15 protein-coding genes and 5 tRNA genes are annotated in these 20,936 nt (G+C 41.6%); 15 read left to right on the forward strand and 5 right to left on the reverse strand.

What is annotated here, in order from left to right:
- Positions 1-107: 107 nt before the first annotated feature.
- Complete coding sequence (locus tag HYG93_RS11140; protein WP_106985853.1) at positions 108-1,364, reverse strand: GGDEF domain-containing protein; 1,257 nt, start codon at positions 1,362-1,364, stop codon at positions 108-110.
- A gap of 152 nt (positions 1,365-1,516) precedes the next feature.
- On the opposite strand from HYG93_RS11140, the gene pyrC reads away from it, so the two are divergent.
- The 15 genes from pyrC (at position 1,517) to HYG93_RS11215 (ending at position 15,853) form a co-directional block, all read left to right on the forward strand.
- On the forward strand, positions 1,517-2,551 hold the full coding sequence (gene pyrC, locus HYG93_RS11145; RefSeq protein WP_106985852.1) for a dihydroorotase: 1,035 nt from the start codon (positions 1,517-1,519) through the stop codon (positions 2,549-2,551).
- Positions 2,536-3,195 carry a ribonuclease T gene (rnt, locus tag HYG93_RS11150; RefSeq protein ID WP_117007976.1) on the forward strand — a complete coding sequence of 220 codons (660 nt, stop codon included), beginning with the start codon at positions 2,536-2,538 and terminating at the stop codon, positions 3,193-3,195. The genes pyrC and rnt overlap by 16 nt, the downstream gene beginning before the upstream one ends.
- Before the next feature lie 217 nt (positions 3,196-3,412).
- Positions 3,413-5,959 (forward strand): TonB-dependent receptor, encoded by a 2,547-nt coding sequence (locus tag HYG93_RS11155; RefSeq protein ID WP_120365005.1) that lies wholly within the window; start codon positions 3,413-3,415, stop codon positions 5,957-5,959.
- A 278-nt stretch (positions 5,960-6,237) separates the two neighbouring features.
- A tRNA-Glu gene (locus HYG93_RS11160) sits at positions 6,238-6,313 on the forward strand.
- Positions 6,314-6,585: 272 nt separating this feature from the next.
- The gene (locus HYG93_RS11165; RefSeq protein ID WP_178962478.1) at positions 6,586-9,036 is read left to right on the forward strand and encodes a TonB-dependent receptor plug domain-containing protein; all 2,451 of its coding nucleotides are present in this window, start codon (positions 6,586-6,588) and stop codon (positions 9,034-9,036) included.
- 58 nt (positions 9,037-9,094) lie between these two features.
- Positions 9,095-9,937 carry a hypothetical protein gene (locus tag HYG93_RS11170; RefSeq protein WP_178962479.1) on the forward strand — a complete coding sequence of 281 codons (843 nt, stop codon included), beginning with the start codon at positions 9,095-9,097 and terminating at the stop codon, positions 9,935-9,937.
- 96 nt (positions 9,938-10,033) lie between these two features.
- The gene (locus HYG93_RS11175; RefSeq protein ID WP_165382509.1) at positions 10,034-10,171 is read left to right on the forward strand and encodes a hypothetical protein; all 138 of its coding nucleotides are present in this window, start codon (positions 10,034-10,036) and stop codon (positions 10,169-10,171) included.
- 154 nt (positions 10,172-10,325) lie between these two features.
- On the forward strand, positions 10,326-11,753 hold the full coding sequence (locus HYG93_RS11180) for an amino acid permease (RefSeq protein ID WP_178962480.1): 1,428 nt from the start codon (positions 10,326-10,328) through the stop codon (positions 11,751-11,753).
- 190 nt (positions 11,754-11,943) lie between these two features.
- Positions 11,944-12,019 (forward strand) — tRNA-Glu (locus HYG93_RS11185).
- Positions 12,020-12,133: 114 nt separating this feature from the next.
- Positions 12,134-13,552 (forward strand): amino acid permease, encoded by a 1,419-nt coding sequence (locus tag HYG93_RS11190; protein WP_120364741.1) that lies wholly within the window; start codon positions 12,134-12,136, stop codon positions 13,550-13,552.
- Between the two features lie 105 nt (positions 13,553-13,657).
- Positions 13,658-14,584, forward strand: a complete 927-nt coding sequence (locus HYG93_RS11195) for an alpha/beta fold hydrolase (protein ID WP_178962481.1) — start codon at positions 13,658-13,660, stop codon at positions 14,582-14,584.
- A 138-nt stretch (positions 14,585-14,722) separates the two neighbouring features.
- A tRNA-Glu gene (locus HYG93_RS11200) sits at positions 14,723-14,798 on the forward strand.
- A 24-nt stretch (positions 14,799-14,822) separates the two neighbouring features.
- Positions 14,823-14,898: transfer RNA gene (locus HYG93_RS11205), tRNA-Glu, on the forward strand.
- Between the two features lie 58 nt (positions 14,899-14,956).
- A tRNA-Glu gene (locus tag HYG93_RS11210) sits at positions 14,957-15,032 on the forward strand.
- Between the two features lie 152 nt (positions 15,033-15,184).
- A complete protein-coding gene (locus HYG93_RS11215; protein ID WP_178962490.1) occupies positions 15,185-15,853 on the forward strand; it encodes a glutathione S-transferase in 669 nt (222 codons plus the stop codon).
- 67 nt (positions 15,854-15,920) lie between these two features.
- Here the strand turns inward: HYG93_RS11215 and HYG93_RS11220 are convergent, their stop codons facing one another.
- The 4 genes from HYG93_RS11220 to HYG93_RS11235 all read right to left on the reverse strand — a co-directional run bounded on the left by HYG93_RS11220 (position 15,921) and on the right by HYG93_RS11235 (position 20,916).
- Entirely contained in the window at positions 15,921-17,165 is a 1,245-nt protein-coding gene (locus tag HYG93_RS11220; protein ID WP_178962482.1) for an NADH:flavin oxidoreductase/NADH oxidase family protein, read from the reverse strand.
- Between the two features lie 103 nt (positions 17,166-17,268).
- Positions 17,269-18,861, reverse strand: a complete 1,593-nt coding sequence (locus HYG93_RS11225; RefSeq protein WP_117007968.1) for an ABC transporter ATP-binding protein — start codon at positions 18,859-18,861, stop codon at positions 17,269-17,271.
- Positions 18,836-19,849 (reverse strand): ABC transporter permease, encoded by a 1,014-nt coding sequence (locus HYG93_RS11230; protein ID WP_178962483.1) that lies wholly within the window; start codon positions 19,847-19,849, stop codon positions 18,836-18,838. The genes HYG93_RS11225 and HYG93_RS11230 overlap by 26 nt, the downstream gene beginning before the upstream one ends.
- Entirely contained in the window at positions 19,849-20,916 is a 1,068-nt protein-coding gene (locus HYG93_RS11235) for a microcin C ABC transporter permease YejB (protein WP_106985843.1), read from the reverse strand. The genes HYG93_RS11230 and HYG93_RS11235 overlap by 1 nt, the downstream gene beginning before the upstream one ends.
- Between the last annotated feature and the right edge of the window lie 20 nt (positions 20,917-20,936).

Below are 20,936 nucleotides of genomic sequence, written 5' to 3' on the forward strand. Positions count from 1 at the left end.
TTTTAGTTCAGTCTAAAAAAACCGCGCCTTGAGCGCGGTTTTTTATTTTAAAGAGATAATTCAATTCAGCTTGATTCACTTTAATGGCATTTACAGCCCGACTATATCTAAGAAGTTAACGTGACTGAACGGATAGATTGATAATAAATTTGATTACGCCCCAGTTGCTTCGCACGGTAAAGTGCCTGATCAGCAATACTCAAAAGATCGTCTTGGCTCATCTCTTCTCCGCGATATACCGTAATACCTAAACTAATGGTAATTCGATTAGAGACCAATGATTTTTCATGTGGAATTTCTAAACGATCAATTGCTTTATAAATATTAGATGCCACTGCATAAGCACCATGTGCATCTGTTTCAGGTAAAAGCACGACAAACTCTTCGCCTCCATAACGTGCAACAAAGTCCATGTGACGAATGGCGTTTTTAATATTCAGCGCAATTGCCGAAATAACATCATCGCCTTTTTGGTGGCCGTAGAAGTCGTTATAGTTTTTAAAATGATCAACATCAATAAATAGCACTGCAAGGGGTGATTCATCCGCACGAGATTGCGTATAGAAATTATGCAGCATTTCATCAAAAGTACGACGATTAGAGATCTGTGTGAGCTCATCGTGCTGACTTAAATGTAAAAGCTCTGTGTTATGTATACGATGGATTTGTTCACTAATTTTAGCGCGCGCAGTATATAAATAAATCATTCGCTCACGTGCAAAGATCATGTGACTAATGACAAAGCCTAAAAAGCTCGCACCAATAAGCACACGTGCCAATAATAAGATGTTAATTTCAATGGATAATACCAAAATCACCACAGAACAAATGGCGGCCAGTACCCCAATCGCCAGCATGTGCAAGGGACGTATACCCGTTAGTATATAAGCCAGAATATAAATAACGCAGATAATAACTAAAGCCTGATGCTTCAAGTCTTCCGTTTGTACCGTAAACGTGAGCCAAGACATTGAGACAATAGTCCAAAAAAACACAACCATCGATGCAATTTTAAAATAGGGCTTTAATTTCTTCTGTGTAGAAAAAAAATAAAGGCCGAGAAGACTCATCGCACCATTTAATAAACCCAACAAACATTGAGAAAAATCATGCTTAAAATAATTCGGATCTACAATCCAATAATCTGTGGGCACCATGACCACAACAAATAAAAAATAAACCAAAACCCCAGACCATAAGTTTCTTTCAATATGCTTACGGGCCCGCTCTAGGTTTTTTTGCCAGAACTCATGCTCCATTTTTTGTGGAAACACGCGTCCAATGCTGCTGCTTTGCTGAGCAATCAACTCTTCAACTTTTTCTTTGTCGTATTGCAGCTTTGCAAGGTGATACTTGTATTCCATTTCCAAGCATACATGTTGTTTTTTTATTCATGTCAAAATAACACATAATTGTCATTTTATTTATAAAAATCACACCATTTGTCTTTAATTCCCGTTACCATTTTCACACTTTTTGCATTATCATCTGTTTTATTTCCAAGTTTGAATTTGCCTTGAATACGATTACTCTTCTGCAGCCAGATGATTGGCACGCGCATTTACGTGATGGTTTAGCATTAAAACGAACAGTTCCAGATTTAGCGCAGCAGTTTTCTCGCGCGATTTGTATGCCAAACCTTGTTCCACCCGTTAAGACTGTAGAAGAAGCCAATGCATACCGCGAACGTATCATGGCGCATGTTCCTGAAGGTGTTCACTTTGACCCTCGTATGGTGTTGTACTTCACCAACAACACTTCACCTGCTGAAGTCAAAAAAATTAAAGATTCAGAATTTGTTAACGCGATTAAGCTCTACCCTGCTGGCGCTACCACAAACTCTGACAGTGGCGTAAGCGACATTTCTAAAGTCTACGGTGTAATTGAGCAAATGGAAGAACATCAAGTTCCATTACTCCTACACGGTGAAGTGACCCATAACCACGTTGATATTTTTGACCGCGAAAAGCGCTTCTTAGATGAAGTCCTTTCTCCGCTATTAAAACAGTTCCCGAAACTAAAATTAGTACTAGAACACATCACGACTAGCGAAGCAGCCAATTTTGTATTGGAACAAGACCGTAATGTAGCAGCGACCATCACACCACAACATTTATTATTTAACCGTAATGACATGCTTGTGGGTGGGATTAAGCCTCATTTCTACTGCTTGCCTATTTTAAAACGCCAAACGCACCAGCAAACACTCCTTGAAGTGGCTACAAGTGGTAATCCTAAATTCTTCTTGGGTACAGACAGCGCGCCACACTCAAAAAATGCTAAAGAAAATGCATGTGGCTGTGCAGGATGTTATAGTGCACCTACCGCAATTGAGCTATACGCTCAAGCATTTGATCAAGTCGGCAAAATTGACCGTTTAGAAGGTTTTGCAAGCCACTTCGGCGCGGACTTCTATGGCCTGCCACGTAATACCAATACCATTACATTGGTAAAAGAAGATCAAGTGATCCCTGAAAGTTTTGACTATTTGGATGGTGAAAAAATTATTCCGTTGTATGCGGGTAAAACCATCCAATGGAGAAAAGTGTGACTGATGAAACTCTACCAGTAATTGGTCAGCGTTTCCGTGGATTCTTGCCTGTTGTTGTCGATGTCGAAACCGCAGGATTTAATGCACAGACTGATGCCTTACTGGAAATTGCAGCCATACCTATTGTGTATGATGCAGAGGGCAAATTTGTACCGGGCGAAGCGCACCACGCGCATATCAATCCGTTTGAAGGTGCAAACCTAGACCGCAGATCATTGGACTTTATTGGTATTGATCCTTTCAATCCCATGCGTATGGCCATGGCTGAAGACGAAAAATCTGCGCTTAAGCGTATATTTAAAGCTGTCAATGAAGTGCGCCGCAAGCAAAACTGCACCCACGCTGTATTGGTAGGACACAATGCACATTTTGACTTAGGTTTTGTACAAGCTGCCATTGCTCGTACAGGCACTAAAAATCAAAATCCATTTCATAGCTTTTCTGTGTTCGACACCGTTACGTTAAGCGCTGTTATGTTTGGTCAAACTGTTTTGGCTAAATCATGCATTCAAGCGGGTATCGAATTCGATGGTAAAGAAGCACATTCTGCACTGTATGACACGCAAAAAACGGCTGAATTGTTCTGCTTTATTTTAAATAAACTCGGACCACATTTGCTCGACACATTGGTATCGGAACAATAAGCTTCCGCGCCACGCTATACGTCCCTGCCCGACTTAAAATTATCTAATATGTTTTAAGCCCCTCCCGCGCAGGGACGCTATTTTCTGCTTCCTCTAATTTATTTGTTTATTTTTTGACTTAAATACACCTTTATTGATGCAAATAATTCTCAATTGCATTGATATTACACCAACATGTAATGATAATCATTTTTGTTTTCAATTACTAAATTTTATTATGCGATTTGCTCCTTCTACTTTAACGCTCGCTGTATGTAGCATCCTCAGCTCAAATCTTTGGGCTGAAACAAATCTAGAAAGTCCAATTCCTTCAGATGATGAATATTTAAAATTCACCACCATCGTGGTAAAGGCCAAAGCGGCACCCGAGATTGGAAGAAGCACGTATAACCAGCAAGATCTTCAACGCACAGCCAACAGCTCAAAAAGCATTACAGATTTTTTAAAAGTGAATCCAAATGTTCAATTTAGTAATAATCATTTAGCTGCAGGCACACAAGCCAATTTAAAACCCAGCGAAATTTCAATTCACGGCGCACAATCATTTCAAAATAAATTTATGATTAATGGGGTGAGCAATACCAATATTTTAGATCCAGTCGGTGCAGGGACAAGTATCTATGGCGGTATTGACGCAGGCTCTCAAGGCGTTGCACTTAATACGGACTTACTGTGTAATTTGGAGTTACTCGACAGCAATATCAGCGCCAAGCATGGTGGATTTACGGGTGGCGTCATTTCAGCAGACACCTGTGCACCAACCTCTGAAATTGGCAAAATTCATGGCAGTATTTCTTATGACTATACCAGTAGTGACTGGGTTTCCTATCACCTAAAAACAGATGCAGATAAAGGCCTGTTTGATGGCGAGTCTTCACAAGAAAACCAAAAACAATATACCCGCCAAGGTTTAAGTACCAATATTTACAGCAAGCTCTCAGAACATAGTGGCATTAATTTATTTGCCTCGCACCGACAATCAAATATTAATGTGCTCAGTGGTTTAGACAGCCCGAAAATGATTGATCAAAAGAAGATAAATCAAAATTTAGGCGGGACTTTTTTCTATGATCCTGACCCTTTCACTTCAATGAAATTTGGTCTGACTTTGGGTAATTCAGAAAGTAATGGCTACGCAGAAAAACGCATCAATTCTCACCATAATACCCATAACGAATCTGCTTTAATTTTCGCGCAGCACAGTAAAATATATGATCTGGCCAAGGTCACTCAAAAAATTAATTATCAGCAAATTGATAATTCGAGACTGGCTGACAAAAACTACGGTATCAATTGGCTATACGCGCCTGACTCCAAAAATTGGTCTGATCCGAGCTCAAAAGCTATGGAAGGTTCATCGAATGCAAGTATTGATTTAGCCCAACATAGCTTCAACTATGAATTAGAAAGTATCTTTAATGTCATCAATTTTGCTTCAACTGCGCATCACATCAGTGCCGGTTTAGGCTACAACCGCAATGACGTTAAATGGGAGCGTACCAAAGACTACATGACCTTTTACGGCGTGACCTCAGGCGTGGCTAAAAATCTATATGATCTCGATGGTGGCCAATGCCAAGCTGATGATTTATTTTGTGATGAGGCAACAACAAGCACATTTATCAATGCTAAAGTACCTACAATTTATAATGGCCAATATTTTGGTAGTGGATCGCTTTATAAAGCAGGTACATTCCAAGGTACATACCAGCAAGCCTACTTATTTGCTGAAGATGATATTCACTGGAATAAGCTTAAAGCGCGCTTTGGCGTCCGCGCCGATTATGACCAGTCAAATAATAATTTAAATATTGCGCCACGAACTCGATTTAGTTATCAACCCTTTTACAATCCAACCCTAGAGCTGACTACTGGTTGGAATCGTTACTATAGTGCACCCACCTACATCACCGATTTACGTCAAGCATTAATGGGCTTAGACTTTAAAATCTCACGTGAGGATCAAAATGCCGCGTGGACTGAACAGCAAAACTATAATGTGAGTGCTACCCGCAAATCTGACTTAAAAACACCTTATGCAGATGAATTTATTTTAGGTGTCGCTAGCCAATATAAAAACACCAATATCGCGTTAAAATGGGTGAATCGCCAGTATAAAGACGAAATCTCGCGTAACCGAAGTAGCATTTCAGTGGGTGGTGGATTCAATCGATCATTTGAATTTGGTAACAATGGCTACGGAAAGAACAATACCGTAACTTTGGGCATAGATACCCTTGAACCACTTCAAGTTAAAGGAACTCATCATAACTTAGGCTTAGCCATAAATTACAGCCAAACTTTCCGCGGTACACCGGATTATACGGAAGACTATAATGAAGCAGACATGGAAGAATTGGTTTCTTATAATGGAAAAATTATTCATTATTCCGACCGTCCAGCATCAAACTTTAATCAGCCCATTACTGCACGTATAAAATGGGATATGCATTTTGACCATCTCCCGCTCACGATTTCTAACTTCTTCAGTTATAAAGACAGCTTTGAGCAAGTGCTCAGCTCAAATGACAAAGTGATTCATGAAGGCGTTAAACTGGATACGTATGTGCTTCAAGATGTGAAACCTCGTTTTAGCTGGGATATGCGTACCACCTATGAGCACAAGATTAATAAAGACCACTCAGCTATTTTCGGTCTGACCATAAACAACTTGACCAACCGAAATAATTTATATGTTGCAGGCTCTAAATTGTATTCAGAAATTGGACGCCAAGTGGTCGCAGACGTAACCTTTAAATTCTAAAATCCTTAAGATGAAGAATCACTCCATATTCTTCATCTCTTTTCATATTTAGGTAAATATCTACCTTTAGCCAATTCCAAACCATGTAATACGAGCGTTCTTTTAAAAATCAAAAAATGATCATTTAGTGGTACTTAAATTATTAATGAAAGAGGCCTACAGTATTTATTGAATCATCAACTTAGAAATGTTCAAGAAAAAAGCAATTGCATTGAATAATAAAGAAATTATTTTGACTTTCATCGGAAACATCTCTAATATTCGCTCTACCTCGCAACGTCCCTATCGTCTAGAGGCCTAGGACATCGCCCTTTCACGGCGGTAACCGGGGTTCGAATCCCCGTAGGGACGCCATATCTATTCTCTGTAAAATCTCTAATTAAATTCACACCGATCAATCTATTGATTGGTTTTTTATTTTAATAAAATCGCTTTCTTGAATTGAAAATAATTCTCATTCTTATTGATTAATTTCATTAAGTTAATGATAATCGCTTGCATTACGTTTCACACCGTCACTCTCTATGCGCTTTTGTCACTCTTCCCTCTATGTTGCTATGTTTATTGCACTTCCATCTGCACAGGTATTTTCGGCGGAAACTAGTCCCTCTCCAATCGAAATTCAAATGAATACGATTGTAGTTGAAGCAGATCAACATAAAGAAGTCGGTACAGCAAAATACAATCAAGAACAGCTTAAAGAGATGCCGAATGGCAAAAAAAGTATCAGTGACTTTTTAAAGACTCACACCAATGTTCAGTTTGACCGCGAAGCTTATAGTAGTGGTAATCAAGCCTCTCTTGCACCAGAAAAAATCTCAATTAATGGTGCACCAAACTTTGCCAATAAATTTACGGTAAACGGCGTCAATACATCAAACACCTTTGACCCCGTTGGTGAAAGCGCAGATTCAAATTATTATGGCGCTCCGAGCAATGCTCAAACCGCCAACATCAATACAGACTTAATTTGTGAACTTGAGGTCATTGATAGTAATGCCAGCGCTGAGCATGGCGATTTTCAGGGTGGTGTAATTTCTGCCAAAACCTGTACGCCTAAATCTGAAATTGGCAAATTGCATGGCTCTATCAGCTATGACTACACTAATTCTGCTTGGTCCCGCTTTAATTATGTCAATGATGCAGAAGAAGCAGCTTTTGAAGATCAAGATACGGAACATCATAAGGAATACACCACACAAGGTATCAGCGCCAATGTCTACGGACGCTTCAATGAAGCTTGGGGATTTAACGCCTTTGGTGCAACACGTGGTTCACGTATTCCTGTCATGAGTGGTTTGGGTGAAAACGACAAGATTAAAACCCAAGAAGTGAATAACAATGCTGGATTCACAGCTTATTTTAATCCTGATGATCAGCAAGCTTATCAATTTGGTGTTGAACACTACGAATACGACAAAGAAGGCTATTATAAAAATAAGATCAACTCCGACTATACAATTGATACCATTACCGACACTTTATTTTTTAATACCAAGAATAAATTCAATGCCTTACAGCTCGAACAAAACCTAAACTATCGCACGACTGAGCTAGACCGACGCTTAAAAAGCAATAGTTCGACCTCGTGGAACTATGCAGCGGGTTCAAAAGATTGGGTACCAGGATCAAAAGATGGTGACACTCTGACTGAAGGCGGTTTTGGTGGCAATATTATTAACCAGCAATCAACCCTGTCTTATGACTTAAAAGCCATTTTCGATCCGATTAAATTGGCCAATACCACGCATCGTTTTAAAACTGGCGCAGGCTATCAGCATAATGAAGGCTCATGGGAACGCCCTGACACGATGGCTTTATACACCACACGTGCAAATTTAGGTACGGCATCTTGTGCAGTTGGCGATGCTCAATGTGATGAAGCCGATTTACAGTACCGCCCAAGCTCAACCAAGCCTTGGGAATCTTGGACAGGTCAGTACTCACGCTCAGGTACATTTTACAATGCAGGTAAATTTACTGCCCGCCAAGACCAGTGGCATGTTTTTGCTGAAGACAACATGAGCTGGCAGAACTTCCGAGCACGTTTAGGTTTACGTGCAGATTATGATTCTTTGGGATCAAATCTCAACATTGCACCACGCTCGACTTTCGAATACCTACCATTTTCAAACGATACGCTTAAATTTACAGCGGGCTTTAACCGTTACTACGGCAATGTCTTCCTCATGACTGAGCTCGATGAAAAAACCTACACGACTTATGCGAGTTTATCCCGCTCTGCAAGTTATGACTCAAATTGGGACGAAAGCAATAATTATGGCTGGGTGACCACCTATCCAAGCTCGCAAGCTACCGCTGTTCGCGCAACGGATGTCAAAACACCGTATAGCGATGAAAAAGTGTTTGCAGTGAGTAGTCAAATTAACAATTTAGATTTAAATCTAAAATGGGTAAACCGCCAATTTAAAGACCGAATTGAAGAAACCCGTATCTACAAAACCACAGCGGCTGGCACGCAAGCTTTAGACTATCGTACTTATGCCAATGTTGACGGCGGTCAAGCCGATACCTATACATTTACAATCAGCAACACTAACCCGTGGGACATTGGCCAGACACAGCACAAACTTGCGCTCGGCTTAAGCTATATTGAAAATGAAACCACACGCGGTTCATATAAAGATATGGATACTGACTCGCGTAATGCCTATGTGTCTTTAAACGGCTCAATTATTCCAAAAAGTCAGCTTCCAGTGAAAGATGCACCATTTACAGCGCGTTTAAACTGGGAAATGAAAGGGACAGCGCTACCGTTTACCCTGCATAACTTTTTAAACTTCCGTTCTGCTTCAACAAACTACGTCGCAACGGGTGATAAAGTATCGTGGGATGGTTCAGATATCTCAGTTATGGAAGAAGAAGATTTTGCCAGCAAATTTACTTGGGATGCCCGCGCGACCTATGACTGGAAAATTACCCCGCAGCAAAGCATGACCTTCGGCTTAACGGTTTCGAATGTTTTAAACAAACAAAATAAAAACGTGAAAGATGATGGCAAACTTTATTCTGAAGAAGGGCGCCGTTTTATTGCTGACGTGACGTATAAATTCTAATTCCCCCTATCAAGCGCGCCTCAAAACGCGCTTGATTCATTTTAAAACAGACAAAAAAATGAAAAAAATTATTCTACTGCTCGGAATTTGCATATTCGGTATCAGCCTGATCGTTTACTTCTTTCGACCAGATTCAAATACGTACACGACCCCAGACCAAATTTCTAAAGTTGGCACGACGCAACGTGAATCCATAACAGCAGATACTTCAGATCAAACTGAAAATCACTCAAATGATTCAGCGCAGCAGTCAGCAGCCCCCTCTGGAAAAGCAAAAAAAATGAGCGAGGAAGCAACACATTACTACAAAGTAGCTTATACCTACGGCTGGGAGGCCATTGTTCGTGACTTTGAAAATGGCACCATTGCCAAAAGTAAAATGCCTGATGATGAAAAAAAGAAACTCTGTGAATTGGCATTAACGGGTACGACTGTCGAGCAAACTAAGCGCTTATTTGTAGCCAACTGCAAGCCCTTAAGTGGCCAACTCTCTTTTAGAATAATTAACAGCCAATTAAAAGATACCAAAGGCCAAGTCGATCAAGCCGAAATGATTCATAAGCTCAAGTTTTTACAAGCTGAAGACCTTTTTCAAAGCGAAGGCATGTATAAATTAGGTCCTTATGAGGAAAAATTTAATTTGCAGTCCAATGCCATTGCATGGGGGCTTGAAGAGGTTTCAGACTACCTGCTCAGTATTGGCATTGGTTATGCAGGCAATAGCGACAATTTAATTAACAGCAACATTCAAGGCCGCAATCCATCAATCAGCCTCGTGAAAAAATTAATGCAAGCGGGTATTCATCCTAATGCAAAGACATATACCCTGATAGAAGAACGTAATTTTGCAAGCAAACACCCTGAACTCTACCAGTTTCTACAAGAAAAGAAGCAAAATTAAACCTGCTATAACACTGTAAGTATGAAAGCGACTTTCACACTTACAGTCATCGCATTTTGATTTATAATTTCGCTAAGATATTTAATTGTACTCAACATGCTTAAGAAAATTTTATTGGTTCTGCTTATTTTATTTCCAGCGGCTTTGTATTTATTTGTTGTTTCCAACAACAGCCAACAACCTGCAACAAATTCGTCCGAACAGCAAGTTTCTCATCCTCAAGATCAGCACTAAATTTAATTCTGATTGTCTTTCTTGCAGCCAAATCAACGGCTGCAAATGTATCTATTTTATAAATCTATTTACGGCTTTTATTTGAAAATAACGATATATATGATTTTTCACACAATGAAAATATAAAATATATTTTTCAAATCTAAGTTATTGTATGACAACTCCTTCTGATTCTTCGCAGACTCCTGCAAGTGGGGATTCACCCACCTTAAAACGCGCGATGACCACTCGCCATCTCATTATGCTTTCACTTGGTGGCGCTATTGGTACTGGCTTGTTTATGGGTTCTGGTGAAGTAATTTCACAAGCTGGTCCTTTAGGCGCTGTATTGGCCTACATTATTGGTGGTCTGATTGCCTACATGGTAATGCTGTGCTTAGGTGAATTGGCCGTACACCTTCCTGTATCAGGTTCATTTGGTGCATTTGCAACAAACTATATTGGCCCAGGTACAGGTTACATGGTCTCATGGATGTACTGGCTGGGCTGGTCAGCAACCTTAGGTACAGAATTTACCGCAGCCGCGATATTGGTGCAGGAATGGTTTCCACAAACCTCCATTTGGCTTTGGACGCTCATCTTCGCAGCGGGCGTGCTCATTTCTAATCTAAGCTCAACACGTGCTTTTGCAGAGTCTGAATTTTGGCTTTCAATGGTCAAAGTTGCCACTGTACTGGTGTTCATCTTACTGGGCTTTTCATGTATTTTTGGCTTTATTCCATTTGATGGTTATAGCTCAGCTCCTATGTTTAACAACTTAACGGAGCATGGCTGGCTACCGAATGGTTTATTTCCACTCTTTGCCACATTACTGATTGTGAACTTTGCCTTTAATGGTACAGAAATGATTGGTATTGCTGCAGGCGAAACCGAGAACCCTGAAAAGAACGTACCCAAGGCGATTCATGCTGCAGTATGGCGTTTGATTATTTTCTTTGTGGGTACCATTATCGTTATTAGCTCATTACTTACCTATACCGATGCAGGCTTAAACGTTGGCGGTCATGGTGGCTTAAGTAGCAGTCCTTTTGTATCTGTGTTCCAGCACATGGGCATTCCTTATGCTGAAGACATTATTCGCTTCGTGATTATTACCGCACTGCTTTCTACGGCTAACTCAGGTTTATACGCGGCTTCACGTATGATGTGGGCACTTTCCGCTCAAAAGCAACTGCCTCGTGTATTTGCCAAAGTGAATAAAGCTGGTGTGCCCGTTGTTGCCATTTGGGTAACGATGATTGGTGGCTTACCGGGTTTACTTTCCGAGCAATTTGGTGCCGATGTCATCTTTAAAAACTTGATGGGTGTTGCAGCCTTTACAATGGTGATTGTGTGGATGAGTATTTGCTGGAGTCAATTTAACTTCCGCCGCCAGTGGTTAAAGCAAGGTCATAGCGTTGCTGAGCTTAAATTTCAAACGCCTTGGTTCCCTTTAGTACCCATCCTTGGTTTTGTGTGCTGTACCGCAACAGGTTTAAGTATGGCTGCCGACCCTGAAATGCTTTCAGGCTTTATTGGCTGTCTACTGTTTATGGCTGCCTGTTATGCAAGTTATTATTGGTTATATCACAACAAAAATTAAGCATTAATACCTCAATGGATTGGTTTTGACTTAAACGCAGTGTTCTCACTGCGTTTTTTATCGCCAATATTTTCTTATTCTTTTCAATACCCTTCATTTTTTAATCAAACAATTCAATATTTTAAAAATTACCGCAATTCCAGTTTGACAGCTTTTTAAAAACTCCCTATTATACGCATCACCTCGCAACGTCCCTATCGTCTAGAGGCCTAGGACATCGCCCTTTCACGGCGGTAACCGGGGTTCGAATCCCCGTAGGGACGCCATATCTTGATCGCACCTGATCAGCACTTATTCAAAATTACTATTATTTCGTTGCAGATTTACAATTTTTCACTACAATAGCTCGCTTCATTCTCTTGATATTTTAATCTTTTCCTATGCACTCATCTCCGAATGATGCTTCGCATCAGGGCAATTCTGCGCCTTTAAAACGCGCTATGAGTACTCGACATCTGGTCATGATTTCGCTTGGTGGCGCAATCGGAACAGGCCTATTTTTAGGGTCGGGTGAAGTCATTGCACAAACGGGGCCTGTAGGTGCCATCATCTCTTACTTTTTAGGCGGTATTATCGCCTATATGGTCATGCTCTGCTTAGGCGAGCTGGCTGTACACATGCCTGAGTCTGGCTCATTTGGTGCTTATGCCAAACGCTATATTGGACCAGGCACGGGTTATACCATCACATGGTTATACTGGCTCACGTGGTCAGTCACGCTTGGAACAGAATTTACTGCAGCGGCATTGCTCATGCAGGAATGGTTCCCAGACAGTTCCATGTGGATGTGGACACTGATCTTTGGCGCATTTGTATTTACCTTAAATATGATTTCGACCAAATGGTTTGCAGAATCTGAATTCTGGCTCGCTTTAATTAAAGTCGTTACGGTTGTGGCGTTTATTTTGCTTGGTTTATTGGCTATTTTTGGTGTGCTTGGCTACCAAGGTCAAGAAACAGCACCACTGTTTAATAACCTAACTGCTCAAGGCTGGTTCCCAGAAGGACTTTTCCCAATCTTTACCACCATGTTAATTGTGAACTTCGCATTCTCTGGTACAGAATTGATTGGTGTTGCTGCTGGTGAAACCAAAGACCCTGCTAAAAACGTACCTAAAGCCATTAACACAGCAATTTTCCGCTTGTTAATTTTCTTTGTGGGTACCATTGTAGTCGTTACCTGCCTATTGCCACACCAAGAAGCCGGTCTAGGCAACAATGGAGTGAGTAGCTCACCGTTTGTAACCGTATTCCAGCATATTGGTATTCCATATGCTGAAGACGTTATCCGCTTTGTGATTATCACTGCGCTATTGTCAGCAGCCAATTCTGGCTTATTTGCAGCCTCTCGTATGATGTGGTCGCTGTCTTATAATAAGCAATTGCCCGCTGTATTTTCGAAAGTGAATTCACGTGGCATCCCTTACGTCGCGGTTATTGTGACCATGATTGGTGGTATGCCTGGCTTGCTCTCTGAGCAATTTGCACCTGAAGAAATTTTCACCAACTTACTGGGTATTGCTGCATTTACCATGGTGGTTGTATGGATGAGTATCTGCTTAAGTCAGTTCAACTTCCGCCGCCAATGGTATAAAGATGGTCATACCAAATCAGAGCTTGGTTTTGCCGCACCGTTGTTCCCAATCGTGCCGATTCTCGGTTTTATTTTCTGCTTCATCACTTGTATCAGTATGGTGTTTGATCCAACGATGCGCATCAGCTTCTTTGGCTGTTTGGCATTTATTGCTGCATGTTATGCAAGCTACTATGCGTTTTATCACAATAAAAATGCACAGTAAGTATCATTCTTGCTGACAATTCAGCAGCAAATTAGAGTAGCCTAGGCTGCTCTTTTTTTATCTATACTAAAACTAAAATAGCACTCATATCCTTGAGAATGACTGATGAATATTATTTTTATTCACGGGATGAACCAGCAGCATGAAACAGCGCAATCGATTGAAAAGCGCTGGCTCAGCTTGCTTGAACAAGCACTCAATCAAACACCGCAACAGGTTGCATTCACCTACTTAAAACGACATTTTCGCATGCCATTTTATGGTGATTTACTCTCACGTTATCATCTCAGTAATGTACTTAGTGCCAGCACACTTCTGCCTCAAACCTGGCCACATCTTCCCTTTTTACATCTCAATACGTATGGACAAAAGAAACCAAACACAGCAACGTCTACAATCAAAACACCATTACAACCAATTATTCAACCCAAACAGCCACAGCCACAGCCACAGCCACAGCCACAGCCAAATTTTCACACAAAGTTTCATCAATTTAGTGCGCTCAGCAAAGATTATGCCTTACATCACTTTGCACTATGGATGAATGATTTTCCTAAACTACACACCACACTCTTGCATAAGTTTTTAGTTGAAACAGATTTATACTTATCCAATAGTCATTTTATGCATGCTGTACATTTGCGCATTCATCAGCAACTGCATGACAGCAAACCGAATATTATTGTCGCGCATTCATTGGGTTCCGTTATTGCCTATCACTACCTGCTCGAACACCCAGAAATGAACATCCGCAGTTTGATTACTTTAGGCTGCCCGCTTGCATTTCAAACCATTCAAAAGCGTTTACCTCAACCCATTCAGCGACCTACTTCACTCAAAGGAGATTGGATTAACTTTTATTCGCATGATGATTTTTTAGCAGCTTTAGCACTACAAAAATCACCTTTTGATTTCAGCCCCTCTATTTTAAATCGTGAGATTCGTACATCTATTGAACACCCACACGATATTGCTGGCTATTTACAGCATCCAGAAGTAATTCATGCCATCCTAAATTCGCTCACAAATTAACCCAAAACAATGTATTTTTCCCATATTCTTACAAGATTGTTTTAAATTTATGCACTCAGCACATAAAACTGAAATTATTTCTTCAAATGCGTTTGACACCCCCCTGTTTTCACCCTATTATACGCCCACCTCTGAAACGTCCCTATCGTCTAGAGGCCTAGGACATCGCCCTTTCACGGCGGTAACCGGGGTTCGAATCCCCGTAGGGACGCCAATTTTCAGAAGTACATTTTATTAAGTCCCTATCGTCTAGAGGCCTAGGACATCGCCCTTTCACGGCGGTAACCGGGGTTCGAATCCCCGTAGGGACGCCATTATTTAGTCTAAAAACTTAGACTTTAATTAACGGTTTTAAAATTTGCTTTCTGTACTGTCCCTATCGTCTAGAGGCCTAGGACATCGCCCTTTCACGGCGGTAACCGGGGTTCGAATCCCCGTAGGGACGCCATATTCAAGATGGCAACATCTTATCAAAAAGCTCAAGCATTACGACTTGGGCTTTTTTATTGCCAAAGCATTTATAAAAAATTGCCATCCGCTGGCCATACAGCATAAGATAAAAATACTCAAAGTGCTTTATTTCACACCCATATAAAAATGATGCAGATCACATTATTTCATTTACCCAATTCCCGTTCCCAACGCATTGTTTGGCTATTAGAAGAATTAAACCTAAATTATGAACTGAATATTTGTGATCAAAATGCACATCAAGCCAAGATGAAATTTCCAACTGTGCAGATTGAACAGCATGGGAAAATACAGCAACTAAGCGAAAGTAGTGCCATTGCGGAATACCTCTGCCAGCTCAAACAAAAACTTGTGGTTTTGCCATCAGATCAAGATTATTGGCATTATTGCTTTTATAAAAACTTTGCCGATGCCAGCTTCATGCCTAACTTGGCGTTAAAACAGGTCTTTGCGCAAATCGCACAACAAACGCCTTGGCCAGTTCGCTTTATTAGCCTTGCCTTTAAAGTTGCCTTTAACCGTGCTTATTTAAACCCTGAGCTGGATCAACAACTACAAATGCTGAATCGCCATTTCATGCAGCACACCTGGCTGGCTGGAGATAAATTCAGCAGTGCTGATATTTTACTATGGTTTCCATTACTGGCCTGTGAATTTGCGCATGCAAAATTTAGCGACTATCCAGCACTCGCCCAATATTTAAAACAAATAAAAAGCAGACCCGCATTCCAAACTGCTTTACAGAAAGGACACTGGTCTGCTGAAGAATTTCAGCGCTATTGGCAAATCACACAGTAAGCTTTACACTGTTCATGTCATTCCACTGACACGCTGATTTTCAATTTTAAAAAAAACAAATTTAAGATTAAGCCGATTTACGTGAATTTACACGACCTTTAATCACCGCAGTTAAATTGCCTTTTAAATATTTAAAGAAGACTTTTAACGGTGACAGTTTTGGATTTGGCTGCTTGCCTTCACCAATGGCTTTAAATTGCGCGGCATACCAGATAATTTCCATAATCGCCATTTTATCGACCATTGGAATACCTGTTTTAATTTTGTCTACGCCATAGCGTACATCTTGCCCAGCAATCAGTCGATCTGCCAATGCCGTTTCTACTGCAAAGGGACGCGCAATGCCCACAAACTCACATGCACCACTGTCCAGCGCCGCATTCATGCCTTCAACGGTACGGAAACCGCCTGTTACCATTAAATGGCATTTCACTTCTTTACGGATTTTATCGGCAAAGTCTAGGAAATAAGCTTCACGGGCAATCGTCGATGCTTTACGTTTATCCTCTTTCGCACCCGCCATCGCAGGCGCTTCATAAGTACCACCCGATACTTCAATCAAATCAATGCCCGCGGCATCAATGGCTTTAAACACGGTAATCACGTCTTCTTCAGTAATGCCACCACGCTGGAAATCTGCTGAGTTCAGCTTGACTGCAATAATAAACTGATCCGATGTTGCTGCACGAACGGCTTTATAAATTTCCAATAAAAAACGCATGCGGTTTTCTACTGATCCACCCCATTGATCATTACGCTGATTGGTTAAAGGCGATAAAAACTGGCTAATCAGATAACCATGTGCACCATGCAACTGTACACCTTCAAAACCCGCTTTTTCACATACCGCGGCCGCTGTAGCAAAGCGCTGGATGATATCTAAAATTTCATCCTCACGTAGAGCACGTGGCGTACCAAAAGTTGTGGCTAACATGGGGCTAAATGGCACTGCCGAAGGTGCCACAGTTTCTTTATTTAAACCCTTAGGGCATTGGCGACCAGGATGTGATAGCTGTACCAATTGCACCATGCCATGCTTTTTGCCGACTTCAGCCCATTGGGTTAATAAAGCCAAATCACGTTCAGACTCAACCCCGACTACGCCTGGCTCATTTTTAGCACGTAAATCGACCATGACGTTACCGGTAATCGCACAACCTAATCCGCCTTTGGCCCAAGCTTCATACAAACCAAAATGCAAATGATTCGGCTGTCCTTGAGTATTTGCCAATGCTTCACTCATCGCCCCCTTAATAATGCGGTTCTTGAATTGCCTGCCACGGATCTGAATCGATTCTGCAAGATGGCTCATTTGAAATTCCATTATTCTTTAAATAGTGCTTTTACTCTAAACTTATTCTACTCAGCGTCAATAGCAGATAGACAATTTATATTGTCAAATTAGCTTAATTCAATTAATACTGACTGGCTTCTATCAATTTACGGGTGTAATCCGTCTGTGGCTGTGCAAAGAGCTGTGCTGTTTCTTGAAACTCCATCACTTTGGCATGATGCAGTACCAGTACTTTTTGGCACAGTGCTTTCACCACTTGCAAGTCATGGCTAATAAACAAATAGCTCATTTGATATTCCTGTTGCAAACGACGGAGTAATCGCACAATCGCACGCTGTGTAGTACGGTCAAGCGCAGAAGTCGGCTCATCCAAAATTAACACTTTCGGCTGCAACACCAACGCCCGTGCCAAGGCAATCCGTTGTCGTTGCCCGCCAGATAGCTCATGCGGATAACGCAATTTAAACGACACGGGTAGCTCTACTTTTTGCAAAGCTTCATCTATACGCTGCTGTATTTCTGCTTTGGACATCCGCTTGAGCGACAAACCTTCACCAATGGTTTGCTCGACATTTAAACGTGGATTTAAACTGCTGAACGGATCTTGAAATACAATTTGAAAATCACTACGCAACGGACGCAGTTGCTTTTCCGACAGCCGATTCAGATCTTGGCCTTGTAGCAGTATTTGCCCATCTGCATCTATTAAACGTGCAACTGCCAAAGCCAGCGAGCTTTTACCCGAACCACTTTCCCCCACAATGCCAATCGACTGCCCCTGTTGTAGCGCCATGCTTAATGGTTCTACCGCAACAAAATAATCTTTTACCCGATTGAGCAGACCTTGCTTGATGGGAAATTTCACCCCAACATCAGACAACTCCAGCACCGCAGGCTGTGGATCTAGCCTTAAGGCCTCACCAAAATCATGATTCAGCAAATCTTTGGTGTAATTCTGCGCAGGTGCATTAAAAATCTGCTCAAGCGCACCTTGTTCCACAACTTGGCCTTGATACATCACGATCACTTGATCCGCATATTGACGCACCAAATTTAAATCATGGCTGATTAAAATCATCGCCATTTTACGACTTTGCTGCAGTGATTTGAGTAGCTTTAATATTTGCGCCTGCAGTGTCACATCCAAAGCAGTCGTCGGTTCATCGGCAATTAAAATATCCGGATCGAGCGCCAATGCCATGGCAATCATAACGCGTTGACGCTGACCACCAGATAACTCGTGTGGATAGCGCTTTAGTTTTTCTTCAGGTTCTGGTATGCCTACATCATGTAGCAGTTCAATCACCCGCTCACGGGTTTTGGCTTTCGACCAACCACGTAGCAATAGACTTTCACCAATAATTTTTTCTACTCGGTGTAGCGGATTCAGGGCAGTCATTGGCTCTTGAAAAATCATCGCGATTTTATCACCACGTATACACCGCAACTGAGGCTGAGGCATAGTCAGCAGATTTTGACCATTCAGTAGCGCCTGCCCACTCAGCTGTAAATTTTTCGGTAATAAACCCAATACAGCCAAACTGCTAATGGATTTTCCAGACCCACTTTCGCCCACTATGGCCAGTGTTTCGCCCGCTGCCAGCTCAAAACTTAGCTTTTGCACCAAAGGCTGTGCTTCGTTATGAATGCTCAGCTGTTGAACTGAAAGTATGCTGTTCTGTTGTGTTTTATTGACGTCTTGGATCGAATGCATCTCGCGCCGCCTCCCCAATATAAATCAATAATGACAATACAATCGCCAAGGTGAAAAAGCCTGAAAGAGCCAGCCACGGCGCATTTAAATTATTTTTGCCTTGTAACAGTAGCTCACCTAAAGAAGCTGCATCGGGTGGCAAACCATAACCCAAAAAATCTAAGGCAGTTAAAGCGGTAATATTTGCCGTGAGCATAAACGGCAGCTGCGACAAGCTCGAACTCATGGCATTAGGTAAAATATGCCGAAAAATAATGGTTCGGTCCGACACCCCCAAACTGCGCGCAGCCCGTACATAATCAAAATTACGCGCGCGTAAAAATTCTGCCCGTACCAATCCGACCAATGCCGTCCAGCCAAATAGCAGCATAATGACAAACAACCAGTACACGCTTGGGGTAAACATGCTGACCAAAATCATCACCATGAACAGCATTGGCAAACCACCCCACACTTCTAATATCCGCTGTCCAATCAAATCAATCCAGCCACCGTAATAGCCCTGCACCGCACCAACAATAATGCCCAGCACTGCAGAAGCCAGCGTTAAAGCAAAACCGAACAGCAGCGACACTCGCAGGCCGTATAAAATACGCGCCAGCACATCACGGCCTTGGTCATCTGTACCAAGCCAATTTTGTGACGTCGGTGCTGACGGCACAGGTACAGCCAGTTCTAAGTTGGGTGTTTGATAAGAAAAATGATTGATGGGCCACACAGCCCAGCCTTTTTCTTCAATCAGCTGCTGCACTGCTGGGTCTTTATAATCTGCTTCGGTTTCAAATACACCGCCAAATTCAGTTTCTGGATAGCTTTTAAAAGCTGGCAAATACAAACTGCTGCCGTATTTCACCAGCAGTGGCTTATCATTGGCAATCAGCTCTGCACCCAATGACAGCACAAAAATAATCGCAAAAAGAATAAAACAGCCAAAACCTAATTTATTTGCATTAAATCGCTTTAAACGTGCCTGCATAATCGGAGACATTATTTTGCCCCCCGTGATTCAAAGTTAATCCGCGGATCAATCACCTGATACAGCACATCACTAATCAAACGCAGGATTAAGCCCAACAAGGTGAAAATAAATAAGGTACCAAAAATCACTGGATAATCTCGTTGCACAATGGCTTCAAAGCCAAGCAAGCCGAGTCCATCTAAATTGAAAATAATTTCAATAAATAAATTACCCACAAAGAAGATGCCAATGAGTGCTTCTGGTAAGCCCGCAATCACAATTAACATGGCATTACGGAACACATGCCCATACAGCACACGAGACTCAGTTAAGCCTTTAGAGCGCGCTGCCAGCACATATTGTTTATTCAGCTCTTCCATAAATGAATATTTGGTCAAATAGGTCAGCCCTGCAAAACCGCCAATCACCATCGCCAGCAAAGGCAAGGTCATGTGCCAGAAATAGTCTGCAATTTTTCCAAACAGACTCAATTCAGCAAAGTTTTCCGAAACCAAGCCCTGTAATGGGAACCATTGAAAATAAGAGCCACCTGCAAAAAACACAATCAGCAGAATTGCGAAAGCAAAAGCAGGAATTGCATAGCCCACAGCTAACAAAAGCGATGTTGCTTTATCAAAAACTAAGCCATGCTGACGCGCTTTTTTAATACCTAATGGAATAGACACCAAATAAATCAACAACGTGCTCCACAGCCCCAAAGATAAAGACACTGGAAGCTTTTCCCACAACAATTGGGTCACAGGCTTATCTTTAAAAAAGCTGGTGCCAAAATCTAAAGTGGCATAACCTTTGAGCATATTCCAAAAACGAATATGTGCAGGCTGATCGAAACCATATTGCGCTTCGATCTTTTGCACCATCTCTTCACTTAAGCCTTTAGCACCTTGGTATTTGCTGGTGTCTTGTGCAGTTTCTCCACCACCGCCCGTGCCCATCCCCTGAAAAGACTCAGCCTGTTGAATCGCTTGTTCTACTGGTCCACCGGGTGCAATCTGAATCACCACAAAGTTAATCAGTAAAATCGCCAACAGCGTTGGGATAATCAGCAACAGCCGTTTTAAAATATAAGTGCCCATGATGTTATTCCTTTTACTTT

The sequence above is a fragment of the Acinetobacter sp. SwsAc6 genome, from assembly GCF_013391565.1.
GTDB classification, from domain to species: domain Bacteria; phylum Pseudomonadota; class Gammaproteobacteria; order Pseudomonadales; family Moraxellaceae; genus Acinetobacter; species Acinetobacter cumulans.